5 protein-coding genes are annotated in these 14221 nt (G+C 36.8%); 4 read left to right on the top strand and 1 reads right to left on the bottom strand.

From position 1 onward, the window contains the following. Positions 1 to 782: 782 nt before the first annotated feature. A complete protein-coding gene (locus F6K23_RS07300; protein WP_293152697.1) occupies positions 783 to 1547 on the top strand; it encodes an SDR family oxidoreductase in 765 nt (254 codons plus the stop codon). A 70-nt stretch (positions 1548 to 1617) separates the two neighbouring features. Here the strand turns inward: F6K23_RS07300 and F6K23_RS07295 are convergent, their stop codons facing one another. Beyond that, complete coding sequence (locus tag F6K23_RS07295; RefSeq protein ID WP_293152694.1) at positions 1618 to 7035, bottom strand: ATP-binding sensor histidine kinase; 5418 nt, start codon at positions 7033 to 7035, stop codon at positions 1618 to 1620. A gap of 967 nt (positions 7036 to 8002) precedes the next feature. Here F6K23_RS07295 and F6K23_RS07290 point away from each other — a divergent pair. The 3 genes from F6K23_RS07290 to F6K23_RS07280 all read left to right on the top strand — a co-directional run. After that, positions 8003 to 8959, top strand: coding sequence for a bestrophin family protein (locus F6K23_RS07290; protein ID WP_293152691.1), 957 nt, complete (start codon positions 8003 to 8005; stop codon positions 8957 to 8959). Between the two features lie 948 nt (positions 8960 to 9907). Next, a complete protein-coding gene (locus tag F6K23_RS07285) occupies positions 9908 to 10495 on the top strand; it encodes a cytochrome b N-terminal domain-containing protein (RefSeq protein ID WP_293152688.1) in 588 nt (195 codons plus the stop codon). A 625-nt stretch (positions 10496 to 11120) separates the two neighbouring features. Further along, positions 11121 to 14221 (top strand): tetratricopeptide repeat protein (locus F6K23_RS07280; RefSeq protein ID WP_293152685.1); only part of this gene is annotated, 3101 nt, incomplete at its 3' end.

The following is a 14221-nucleotide window of genomic DNA, read 5'->3' as shown; positions in this document are numbered from 1 at the left end:
TTATAAGCGATCGTCAGAACATAGAGGTAGTTGGCGAACGCCATCTTTTGGGCCATAAAATTTGAAGACTTCTACTGTAATGATTCTGGCTTTATTATAAGTGATCATCCGAACATGATATTAGTATCATTTCCATTTGAGAGTGAAGTATTTGTTAGTCAAGACAAACTTATTATTTTGTATAAAGACTTCACCTTCTCAACAAAATTTATTATTGATAGCAACAAGCAACAAGCAAAAAGGAAAAATCTTGCGTTGTCTGATTTTTAAGCTTTTGATATGTCATATCAAATCCTTTTAATTTAGGTATAAAAAAATCTCGATATTCACTATTACCAAATCTTGTTTTATCTTTTCCATGCTGACTTCTGTACGTCGCCAATCCGACGGGGACTCTACCTAAGGAAGTCTTCCTATTACCTAATATCAAATCCGTTGGCTTCGGAGCAATATAATTCTGTCGTCGTCATACAATGGTTAGGGGCGAATGCCATTCGCCCCTACAATATGGACTCTTATCTTTAAAATACTGAATAACACCGATGCTACCGGATTTGATATAACTCATTGATACCGAACAATAGTGGATTTGATATCAAATACAGTAATGGCAACTGCTATATTTTCCACATTTCCAGATTATATAGCGCTACGCATTAAGGTGTTTGACATAAATAGAAGCAGCAAACCCTTTTGTATTCGCCTGCTGCCTGTTGCCTGTTGCCTGTTGCCTGTTGCCTTGCGCGTAGCGCTATATTTATTGAAATCAAAGGAGTGTAAAGATGTTATTCTCAAAAGAATTTAACGGAAAAGTTGTGTTAGTTACAGGTGGCTCATCAGGCATAGGTAAAGCAACAGCTCTGATGTTTGCCCAGGAAGGAGCCAAGGTAGTCATCGCAGGTAGACGAGTTGCTGAAGGAGAACAAACAGTACATGAAATTTGTGAAATAGGTGGTGATGCTATTTTTGTGAAGACTGATCTGTCTCAGGCTAGTGAAATAGAAGCATTGGTTAACAAGACCGTAGATATTTATGGTCGTTTAGACTGTGCATTCAATAATGCTGGTGTTAGCAAAATCTGTTCATTAATCGATTCTTCAGAAGAAGATTGGGACTATATTATTAACACTAATCTCAAGGGAACATGGCTTTCTCTGAAGTATGAGATTCCACAAATGTTGAAACAGGGTAGTGGTACAATTGTAAATATGGCTTCTGTTGCTGGTGTAGCTGGTACAGCAGAACTGTCTATTTATTCAGCTAGCAAAGGCGGAATTATAGCCTTGACTAAAGCAACAGCTATTGAGTATGCAAAATCAGGCATCCGCATTAATGTTGTGAGTCCTGCTGTTATTAAAACTCCAATTCTAGAAAAAATATTACCTGGTAGTCAACTCGATCGGTTCATGGCAGACCATCCTTATCCTATAGAGCGTTTAGGTACTCCTGATGAAGTAGGTGAAGCAGTAAAATGGCTATGTTCTGATAAGACTTCCTTCATTACAGGACAGAATATGATGATTGATGGAGGATATACTGCCCAATAAAAGCATTATTTAAAATCGACCACTTACTGCCTAAAACCTACTTACTTGTAGTAATCTTTTTTTCAAATGGTTACCCTTCAATAGGAATTTCTATAATAAATTCTGTCCCTTGTCCCAGTTGAGAAATACACTTCAACTTTCCTCCATGTTGCTGAGTCACGATTTGGTAACTAACAAATAATCCCAATCCTGTTCCTAGACCGATCTGCTTGGTGCTGAAGAAGGGTTCAAATACTCGTTGGCAAACTCTGTCGCTCATTCCTACCCCGTTGTCGGCAATACGAATTATGACAGTTTTTGCGTCTCGCACCTCAGTGGTGATCGTAATTTCGGGGCAACTCTCAATCCTCGAAGTTGTTAGAGCGTCGATCGCATTACTAAGAATGTGCATAAATACTTGATTGAGTTGACTTGCCCAGCAGTAGACTGGGGGGAGTTTTCCGTATTTTTTAATTATAGCAATTTCTCGGCGGGAGCGCTCTGCTTTAAGGCGATGTTGCAGAATCATTAAGGTATTCTCTAATCCTTCGTGGATATCTACCTCCTTCATGTCTGATTCGTCGAGGCGGGAGAAATTACGCAAACCGAGAATAATTTGACTAATGCGACCGCTCCCTTTTTCCATAGAATTGAACAGTTTTTCTACATCCTCAGACAAAAATTCTAGTTCAAGCTCTTCTAATTTTTCTGTGATAGCTGGACTGGGTTCAGGAGAGTTTTGTTGGTACAGCTCAAGCAACTCTAGTAAGTCCTGGAAATATTTGCGAGCATGAATGATATTACTGGATATAAAGGTGATGGGGTTGTTAATTTCGTGGGCAATTCCTCCTACCATTTCTCCTAAAGCAGACATTTTTTCGGTTTGGATCAATTGAGTTTGAGTTTGCTGCAATTGAAATAGGGTTTGCTCTAAGTCTTGGTTTTTCTCTTGAAGTGCATGAGTTCTCTGTTTAACTTGGGTTTCGAGATTGTAGCTGTGGTTTTCTAGACCCTGATAAAGTCTAGCGTTTTCGATGGATATTGCAGCTTGAGTCATAAGTAGATGAAGAACTTTTATGCGATCGGGAGTAAATGCTCCTGTAGCAAGGCTGTTTTCTAGGAGGAGGAGAGCAATAAATTTTCCTTGCTTGATGATAGGAGTACACAAGAGACTTTTTGGCTGGTGTTCAATCAGGTATGGATCTCCAGCGAAGGTAGTTTCTGTTTCAAGCTCATTGATGAGTACAGTTTTTTGAGTCTGTTTGACGGTATTGATCACAGTATGGGGTAAATTAATCTGACTCACAGATGTGATGCATGAATCATAGCCGCCGCTCAGGCATTGAATAGGAATTTCCCAATTACCAGAGTTGTTCAAAACTAAAGTTCCTTTATTTGCTCCAGCGTTTTCCATGAGAATTTGCATCAATTTATCAAGCAAGCTATTTAGTTCGATTTCCTCTGAGATAGTTTGGGAAGCTTTAATAATAGTATAGAAGTCGAGATTTTTACTAGTTGTGTTGGTGATTGAGGATATAGTTGTTGTGACATCAATTTTTGGCATTTCTGGTGTTTGGGTGCGAATAATTAAGTTAGAGTGGCGTTCTTCTAAGTTCTTGATTTTGCCAGTAGCACCCCAACTAATATAGCAGTAATAGGCTTCCGTCATGTAGGTTTTGGCTACTTTTTCTCTGGCAATAGACAGATAAAATTCTGCCGCTCGTTCGTTGGCGATCGCTTCTTCGTGGATGTAGTTGTTTTCTGAAGCTCCTGAAATTGCTTTTTCGTAGTAGGTTGCTGCTGTTTCATTTTCACCTAAAACTCTGGCTATTTCTGCTGCTATCAGGTCGTATTTGTGTTGGAAGTTCATCGGGGCGTGCTGTGCCCAAGTTTTCATTTGTTTTTGGTTGGATTTGACTTGCTTGAGGTATTGTTTTTGTTCTTTTGCGGAGACGCTTGGATAGTTGCCTAGCAGAGAAAGAGAGTAGTAGAAGTTGTATTGCACAATTTCAATTGACCCCTTCATTCCTTCTAGATATTCTGCCATTGCTCCCACCTTTTCTAGAGCTGCCACATAATTTTTCCACAAATAAAAGTAAATTAGTTGCGATAGGTAAATATTAATTATCCCTCTACTATCATTTGCCTGTTTTAAAACAGATAATTTTTCTCCTAGCTTCAATAAATCATCTGTTGCCTGCACTTCAGCTTTCAACATTGACACAAGTTGGTTCCAAGTTGTCAAATGATCGCCAACAAGTTTTTGTTTATATTTAAATATCACATCAATAGATTGTTTTTGGGTTTGATCGACAGTATCTAGATGCTCACCCACCCAAAATTTATTATTCGTATAAAAACAAAGACAATAAGAAGCAAACTCTAAATCTCCCACTGATAGACCACTTTGAAATCCCTCTAGTAATGAGTTAATCGTTTCCTGAAGATGTTCTTTCCAGTGTCGAATAAAATTATTAAAAGCAAAATATACTTTCGCTTTAATTTCTCTGGCATTGAGTTGGTCTAATAAATCCAAAGCTAATTGACCAAATTGATAGCCTGAATTAAAGTCTCCCAAAACACCGCACAAAATTAAACCATAATTGACATATCCAAAAGCAGATAGATGAGATTTACCATATTTCAAAGAGATTCTCACCATTTTAAATACAGCTAAAGGAAACAGAGCCGGATTAGCATTAAAAGCAGCCGGAATCATTGCCATTAACAGTCGCATAGTTGCTATCCGTTCAGAATCATTCATAATGGCAATATTTGCTAAATCCTCGATTTTTTTATGACTTAGAGCTAATTTAGTTTTTGCTAACTCCACTAAAATATTGACCTTATTTGGTTTTGCAGGTAGGTGCGCTCCTAAATACTTTAACGCTAACAATGCAATATCTATAGCTGGCTGTGATTGATTCTGAGAATAATAATATGGAATTTGTAACTCATAAACTTTCACTTGTTCGAGATTGCTTTGAATCTTAGACAAAAGTAGTTCCGACAATTGTTGCGCCGACTCAAAGTTCACATTCAAGTATTCAACTTCTAGTATCTCAAAATAAACATCCCGCGTCAATTCATAATTACTCTCCCAACTATTTGTGGGTAACAACTCTAGCCCCACATTCAAATATCTACCTGCAGCCTCATAAGCTGTAGCTCCTTTGGCTTTTTTCCCTGCCCATAAATTTAATTTTAGTAACCCTTCTTGTAACTCTGTTTCTGTGATAAAATCTCGCCCTATATTCAACTGATTTACAAGGTCAAATATGTTCTCTTCTATTTGCTCAGAGGGCAGACTTTTCCACAACAACTTACCAATTTTTAGATGGATTTTTTTTCTATTTTCTTCGGGAATAATTGAATATGCTGCTTGCTGGACTCTGTCATGTAAAAAACGATAACTTACCCTAGATTCATCAAATAATAATTCTCGGGAATTGTCATTTTCAGAAAATAATAAGGGGATTTTATAATCCTGAGTGAGTGGTAATATCAAACCTGTTTGTAAAGCACTCCATAAATCTTTTGCTGTCTGAGTCGAAGATTTTTCGTTAACAACTGCCAATACATCTAAACTAAATTTATTGCCAATACAAGCTGCTAGTTTTAAAACTTTTTGAGTAGTTGTTGATAGTTTTTCAATATTCCTAGCAATTAATTCTACTACTCCTAAATCTGCTATTCCTACACTTTGAATCTGTTCAATATCCCACATCCAAAATCCCACTGTAAAATCAAATGTTAATAATTTGTCTGTATACAATGTTTTGAGTAGTTGAGTTAAGAAAAAGGGATTACCTTGAGTTTTACTGTATAGTAGATCTGATAATTGAGTGAGTCGCTCATTAGTTGTAGTAATTTCTTCTGCTAATGTTTCTGCTACTAATTGTCTGATGTAATTTATTTTTAGGGGTTTTAATATAATTTGATTAACTGTTGTGCTGGTTTTTTTGATTTTTTCTATGGTTTGGATGGTCGGATGTACTGGGTTAACTTCGTTATCTCGATAAGCTCCAATAAATAATAAGTGTTGGGTTTCGCTGTCCGTCATTAATTGTTCGATCAGGTTTAATGATGCGAGGTCTGCCCACTGTAAGTCATCGAGAAATAAAACTAATGGATGTTCTAGTTGAGCAAAGACACGGACAAATTTTCCAAATAGTTGATTGAAACGGTTTTGTGATTCAGTTGCTCCTAACTGGGCTACTTTTCCTTGTTTACCGATGATTAATTCTAATTCTGGGATGACATCAATGATGATTTGACTATTTTCTCCTAATGCGGTTAATAGTTTCTGCTTCCATTCGCTAACTTTTAGTGTAGTTTCTGTAAGTAACTGGCGGATTAACTGTTGAAAAGCTTGACTGATAGCAGCATAAGGAATGTCCCGTTTGAATTGATCGAATTTGCCACCAATGAAATAGCCTCTGGCTTTAACTATGGGTTTATGTACTTCATTAACTACTTTGGTTTTACCGATCCCAGAGTAACCTGTAACTAGAATGATTTCTTTATTGCATTGACTGATGCTATCGTCATCCGTATTGCTTACACGACCAAAAGCTTCCAAGAGGAGGCTAACCTCTGTTTTTCTACCATAGAGCTTTTGAGGGATACTAAATTGACCTTTTTTATCCTTTTTCCCTGGAGTAAAGACTTGAATTCTGTTAATGGTTTGTAGTTTAGTCAAGCAATATTCAAGGTCTGCTTTTAATCCCAGGGCACTTTGATAGCGGTCTTCGGCATTTTTTGATAGCAGTTTCATCACTATTAAGGATATAGCAATAGGGATTTTGGAGTTGATTTGGTTGGGGGGGATAGGGGTTTTAGCTATGTGGGAGTGGATGACTTCCATTGGGTCATTGCTATAGAAGGGAAGCTGTTTAGTGAGGATTTGATAGAAGGTGACACCCAAGGAGTAGAAGTCACTGCGATAGTCTATGCAGCGGTTCATGCGTCCAGTTTGTTCTGGAGATATATAAGCTAGAGTGCCTTCTATATAATTTGGGTTGATGATGGTCTGAGTTTCTGTTTTTAGACGGGTGGCGATGCTGAAGTCGATGATTTTTGTTTCTTGTGTGCTGGGATCGATCAGGATGTTGTGGGGTTTAATATCTTTGTGGATTATTTGTTGTTGGTGTATTTTATCTAGGGTGTCACTAAGTTGGATTGCTATGTTGAGAAATTGAGGAATTGCGATCAATGAGTCTGTTATATGTTGTTTGAGAGATAGGGGATTGAAGTATTCGAGGATGAGGATGAGACGATATTCCTGGTGGATCAGGTCTATAGATTTGACAATTCCTTCAAAGTTGAGGTTGTTAAGGATGTTGTATTCATGTCTGATGCGCGCAATTTCTTCTGGGGCTGGGTATTCAGAAACTTGCGTTTTGAGGACAACTAGGGTGCGATCATACTGCCGTAATGCCCTATATATTATACTGTTGTTGCCTTGATATAAGGTTTGTAAATTTGAATAGTCAGGGAGATATAGCATAATTTTTATTTTCTTCAGAATTTTCCAGCAGGAGTATTTCAAAGTAGCTTGAAAAAGAAAAAAGTGACTCAGACCTAATAGTCTTACAGCTAATAAATAAATAGGATATATAGCCTCACTTTTGTTCTTCGTATAATATAAACAATTATAATATCAACAATTGTCAAAAAAAACTCTGGTGGAGAAAATTCGGAAAGAGTCAATAATGGAATATGCATAGAATTTTGGCTCTAGTACACTATAAACACTAAACACCATTTTAGCTATCAGTAATTATATGGTTGTATATTAAATATTAATACTTTGAAAAAACATATATACGGTTGGGCATACAAACAGATTGAAGAAAGTTGTAGGTTTAATGCGATTGCTTAAATCCCCATCGACCCCATTCTCAGTTCTACTGATACCATGTCCGGATGATTAAATATCATAAAAATGTTCTATTGAAGCGATGTTGAAGGAATATCCCAAATTTGTGCTCCATTTCCAGTGTTCTCACTTGAACAGGATTTACGCATGAGGTACGAAAAACTAGGGCCTGAGATTGCTTTCCTGTGGGTCGCTTCGGACGAAAATACTTTGTAATGCGTAAGTCCTATTGAATTTACACCTACCACCTAAGAACTTTATTATAATACCGTTTCACGGAAGTCAAAAGTCAAAAGTTAAAAGTTAAAAGTAAGATTTTACAGGCTCAAAACTTTGACACTACAGTAATTTCAAGAAATAGTTTCACATCTAAGATGTGAAACTATTTGTGACATCTCTAAAGTGAATTGGTATAACTAATTAAACGGACATGATATGACTACTTCTTCAAGGCTCATTGACTGGACATAATATAACCCAAGAGTTATCATTTTTGAAGTCTCCCTTTATCTGATAGAAAAACGAGAGTAAGATTAATTTGGGTATCTATGAATGTACAGATTATTTCGATCTGTCTAAATTTTGCTAAATTAATATGTTTACAAACAGGGTGATAGATGGTCGCTATAGGGAAAAGCGAGAATGGTTGACGGTTATTCTGCAAATGCGATATTCGGTCATTCCGGCTATTATTTTTCGGGTGACATTCTGCGGATTTTTTGGTTGCTTGATTTCTTTACTTAACTATTTTAATTTTCCTGTGACTTTGCCGGCGAAAAGTAGTATTGTTCCTAGTTTGGTTTTGGGTTTACTATTAGTTTTTAGAACAAATACTGCTTATGAAAGATTCTGGCAAGGTCGGCAACTATGGGGCAAAATTGTTAATACAGTTCGTAATTTTGCCCGACAAATTTGGGTTTCTGTTGAAGAAAATGAACCAGCAGATAGAAAAGTAAAAGAGGAAATAATCAGGTTATTAGTAGCCTTTGCTATTGCTGGTAAATTATATTTGCGCCGTCAGAGTGTAAATAGAGAATTAGAGGGATATATGCCTAAAAAGTGGTATGAAAAGCTCAAAACAATGAATCATCCTCCTATTCATATTGCTTTTTGGATTAGTGATTATCTCCAGCATCAATATGAACGTGGTTGTATTAATCCTTATCAACTTACTGCGATGTTTAAGTTGTTGGATAGAATGGTTGAAGCATTAACTTGTTGTGAGGGAATTTTAAATACACCAATTCCTTTAGCCTATTCAATTCATCTGAGGCAATTATTGTTAATTTATTGTTTATCATTACCATTTCAAATAGTTAATGAGTTTCATTTTTGGACTGGTGTAGTAGTTGCCTTAATCAGTTTTACAGTATTTGGAATTGAAGAAATTGCTCTAGAAATAGAAAATCCTTTCGGTTACGATCCTAATGATTTACCTTTAGATGCTATTTGTATTGCAATGCACCGCAATATTGAAGATTTAATTACTTTAGCTCCTAGTGTTAGACATTGGAAACGTACACAAGTTAATTTAGAAACCCATAATTTTTAACTAGTTCTGGACTAAAAGCTTTCAGTTATCAGCTTGCGTTGAAATCCTCTTTGAAATTGCATTTCTCTCGGTCTCAGTATAAATCTAAGCTGTTTGCAGAGCATGACTTTAGAAAATTCTGATTGCAGCAATTGCTGTTTGCGGAGCATTCCGTCAGGAAACGCTTTTTTTTTTAATCTATTATAATATTAGTATAATATTATACATAAATAATTCGCATTTTGTGGTATAAGCGATCGCTATTAATTATGTTTGATAATTTTGCCTAAATTGCAACAAAAAAAAATTTTATGTTAAGATTTATATAGTACGGTCACAGATTAAAGTTAATAGCGCTCTAAATCCAGAGTGGCGATTTTATCTATCTTTTAGGGGTGAAATTCCTGTGGTCAGGAAACTAGTAGGACGTATTGTCGCTACCAAGACCAAGGCAACAGACAAGCAGGCAGCAAAGATAGGGATTTATAGCTCGCTCTTTGAGTAAAACCACTCTGAAAGGATAATCGTAAAAGTAAGCGCAAAGCATATGGTTTAATCATCAGTATGTGAGAGCGTCCAGGTGGTATATGAGCTGCCACCACTGACTAATCGTCGGTGACAGTTAAGTGTGAAACGTGGAGAATCGTGGTTTTAACCCGATTTGAAACATCCGCTTAGAATCTCTCGTATTTTAACCGAGAGAGAAGTCAAACACATGACTTTAATGCTGTATCTGTTTAATTTTCAGGACTTACGCATCAGGTACAAAAAACTAGGATTTGAGATTGATTTCCGTTCCGGATTGCTGCGCAAACCCTATCGGTAACAATGGCGAAAATATGTTGCAGGTACATAAGTCCTAATTTTAATATCCGCAATAATTTATCGACTTTCACTCATTAAATGATTAACAATATTAATTCGACCTTGAGTTTACGGAGATTAGCTACCATTGTAGCTATCTCAATTTTGACATTAACTATAATATCTGCCTTGTCTGGAACATTGCTAGCGTTTAATTATCAACCCACCGCTGGTGGTGCTTACAAATCTCTAGAAATGATTACCAGTCAAATTCCTTTCGGATGGATAATTCGAGATTTACACAATTATGCTGGTAACAGTATCATTATTCTCGGCTTAATTCAAATAATAATTATGTTTTTAAGTCGGCAGTTTCGCTCTAGTTGGTTGATTGCTTGGATTAGTGGAATTTTCCTTGTTTTAGTAGCAATTGGTTTGGGTTGGACAGCAATGATTCTTGACTGGTCTCAAGAAGGTTTTTGGAGATTTTCTATAGAATTATCTACTGTAGAAACTATTCCTTTTATTGGTTCTTTACTACGATATATTTTAACAGGTGGTAATGGTATTAGTACAATGACTGTATTGCGTCAGTACACTTTACATAGTTATCTTTTACCCGTGCCAGCGATCGCTTTAGCATTTACTCATTTAGGTGGATTGATTTGGCAGTCAGTTCAGGATCAAAAAAATCAATCAGATAATAATGAACAGCAGGAAGCAGGACAAGGTTTCAATGCTTCAGCATCATAGATAGAATCAGCACAAAACTGTTCCCTGAAAAAATAGTAATTCAATCATTTATTTCGTCTCTTCAGATTGACCTCTGGGGAGATTTTTCTTTTGAAATAGAAATTGCTGGTTGTTATTTCAAAGCAGGCAACAAGCAATAGTTATTGGGAAAAACCTTTCTTCATTTAAGATTCATCATCAATCTCTGTCCTAAACAACCCATTCTTTGCTATAAAATTAGTCCTACTTTGAGAACTTGTAGATGAACACCTTTGAGAGAAAAGAGGGTTTAATATAATTGTTTTCCTTCTGTTGATTTTGAATTATTTATATCAAGTCCGGATAATTAGTGATGAAAAAACCTATCCTCGTTACACAGGGCAAATCTCTCTATTCTCCCCTCTCCTAGCTCCCCCCTCTTTAATCCCTTATTTATAAGTATTTCACCGGACATGATATTACCATCTTTTTATTTGTTCAAAGTAAAATATTATTATACTATTAATCATAGTATAAGTATTATAAAAAATGGGAAAAAGTTTGGCCAATATATAAATTTTTTTGACATTGATAAAAAATATTGAACATAGATGATTTACTATATGGTAAAGCATAAAAAATTGATTGAAAAAATTTAGTAAACAAGATGGAAAATAATCAAATTGATATCGCAGTTATTTATGAGCAGGCACTAGCTCGTTACCAATGGGGAGATTATTATGGGGCGATCGCTGATTATACGACAGTGATAGAGATGGAATCAAGTAATGCAGAGATTTACTACAATAGAGGTATTGCCAAGCATCAAATAGAAGATTATCAAGGTGCAATTTTTGATTATAGCGAAGCGATTAAAATTAATCCCAGTAATAGCGATTTTTATAATAATCGTGGTTTAGCTCTTTCTCAAATGGGGTATTATACCGAAGCGATAGCTGACTTAGATGAAGCACTCCGACTTAATCCTAATGATGCTGATAGTTATTACAATAGAGGTTTTGTATATGAAGCAATGGCAGATTGTGAAAAAGCTATTGCCTCATACACAGAAGCACTAACAATAAATCCTGATTATGATGAAGCTAATCAAAAGCGAGAGTATCTGCTTTCTCTGATAGAGAACCAGTCTGCAGCAGTAGTAGAAGAAACGACAGCAGAAGAAACGACAGCAGAAGAAACAACAGCAGAAGAAACAACAGCAGAAGAAACAACAGCAGAAGAAACAACAGCAGAAGAAACGACAACAGAAGAAACAACAGCAGAAGAAACAACAGCAGAAGAAACAACAGCAGAAGAAACAACAGCAGAAGAAACAACAGCAGAAGAAACGACAACAGAAGAACCACAGACTGAAGAAACGACAGCAGAAGAAACGACAACAGAAGAAACGACAGCAGAAGAAACGACAGCAGAAGAAACGACAACAGAAGAAACGACAGCAGAAGAAACGACAACAGAAGAAACGACAGCAGAAGAAACGACAACAGAAGAAACGACAGCAGAAGAAACGACAGCAGAAGAAACGACAACAGAAGAAACGACAGCAGAAGAAACGACAACAGAAGAACCACAGACTGAAATTGAGATGGAGAAATCTCCAGATGTATCTGCTGAGGATAGTTTACCACAGAAATCCAAAAATGATGTGGAGATGAAAAAATCTCCTAATTCAGCTAACTATCCGATAAGAAGTGTGTTACATCACTATTTGCAGAGAGGTCGTTCGGTTGATAAGAATGTACCGCAGAAACAAAAAAATGATGTGGAGAGAAAGAAATCTCCAGATGTATCTTTGGAGGAAACAACAGCACAAAGACCACAGACAGAGACAGAGAAATCTCCAGATGTATCTTTGGAGGAAACAACAGCACAAAGACCACAGACAGAGATAGAGAAATCTCCAGATGTATCTTTGGAGGAAACAACAGCACAAAGACCACAGACAGAGACAGAGAAATCTCCAGATGTATCTTTGGAGGAAACAACAGCACAAAGACCACAGACAGAGACAGAGAAATCTCCAGATGTATCTTTGGAGGAAACAACAGCACAAAGACCACAGACAGAGACAGAGAAATCTCTAGATGTATCTTTGGAGGAAACAACAGCACAAAGACCACAGACAGAGACAGAGAAATCTCCAGATGTATCTTTGGAGGAAACAACAGCACAAAGACCACAGACAGAGATAGAAAAGGAAAAATCTCCAGAAACATCAGACATCTCCAATAATTCAGCTAACTCCCTTGTGAATAATTTGTTAAATCGTTATTTACGGAGAGATCTATCAGTAAAGGAGACTTTACCACAGACATCAGAAACAGAAATAGAACAGTCTCCACCAGCATCTGTAGAGGAACCACAGACACCAGAAACAGCAGTCTCGCAGTCTACACCAGCAATTTTGAAGGATGCTTTGCTGCCGGTGTCAAAAAATGATATTTCTAATTTTAAAGATAGTGATGGTCGCTACAAGCAAAAACAAATTCAACCTCAAGAACAAGTTATTCAAGAAACCATCACTAATTTAACAGAAGCACTTCGAGTTAATCCCAATGAAGCTGAACTTTACTACCAGCGAGGTAAACTCAGGTCTCAACTAGGAAATTATCAGGAGGCGATCGCTGATTTTACTGAAGCTCTCACATTTAATCTCGATCCCTATCAAATTTATACCTGTTATAATGAAAGAGGTGTTGCTTATTCACATTTAGAAGATTATCAAAAGGCACTTACTGATTTTACTACTGCGATTAAAATCGATCCTAGCGATCCTAACGCTTGCCACAACCGAGGAAGTCTTCACTCTGTCATGGGAAATTATCAGGAGGCGATCGCTGATTTTACGGCAGTTATCAAATCTCATCCCAAAGATGCTGATGCTTATAGTAATCGAGGTATTTGTCTTTATGAAATAGGGGATTATCAGCAGGCAATAGATGATTATACAGAAGCAATCAAGCTTGAACCAAAAGATGCTAAAATTCATTATAATCGTGGTATACTTCGTTACTTTACTAAAAAATATCAAGAGGCAATAGATGACCTTGAAAAAGCAGCCGATCTTTATCAACAACAAGGAAAAAACGAAGATTATCAGAAAGTGATGAAAATGATTAGAACATTGGAGCAGTCTACACCAGCATCTGTAGAGGAGACTTCACCACAGACATCAGAAACTCAGATGGAAAAATCTCCACCAGCATCTGTAGAGGAGACTTCACCACAGACATCAGAAACTCAGATGGAAAAATCTCCAGAAGCAGTTTTTAGGGATGTTTTGCCCCTGACATCAAAAAATGATGTTTCTAATTTTAAAGATAGTGATGGTCGCTACAAGCAAAAACAAATTCAACCTCAAGAAAAAGATCCTCAAAAAACCATCGCTAATTTAACAGAAGCACTTCGAGTTAATCCTAATGAAGCCGATCTTTACTACCAGCGAGGTAAACTCAGGTCTCAACTAGGAAATTATCAGGAGGCGATCGCTGATTTTACTGAAGCTCTCACATTTAATCTCGATCCCTATCAAATTTATACCTGCTATAATGAAAGAGGTGTTGCTTATTCACATTTAGAAGATTATCAAAAGGCACTTACTGATTTTACTACTGCGATTAAAATCGATCCTAGCGATCCTAACGCTTGCCACAACCGAGGAAGTCTTCACTCTGTCATGGGAAATTATCAGGAGGCGATCGCTGATTTTACGGCAGTTATCAAATCTCATCCCAAAGATGCTGATGC

It is taken from the genome of Okeania sp. SIO2C9, assembly GCF_010672455.1.
Classification (GTDB): domain Bacteria; phylum Cyanobacteriota; class Cyanobacteriia; order Cyanobacteriales; family Microcoleaceae; genus Okeania.
This window is presented reverse-complemented; position numbering and strand designations above follow the sequence as displayed.

What these genes read in the sequence shown, in the direction of transcription:
- F6K23_RS07295 (WP_293152694.1), bottom strand. Translation starts at nt 7,035, where the DNA reads ATGCTATATCTCCCTGACTATTCAAATTTACAAACCTTATATCAAGGC.
- F6K23_RS07290 (WP_293152691.1), top strand. Translation starts at nt 8,003, where the DNA reads ATGTTTACAAACAGGGTGATAGATGGTCGCTATAGGGAAAAGCGAGAA.
- F6K23_RS07300 (WP_293152697.1), top strand. Translation starts at nt 783, where the DNA reads ATGTTATTCTCAAAAGAATTTAACGGAAAAGTTGTGTTAGTTACAGGT.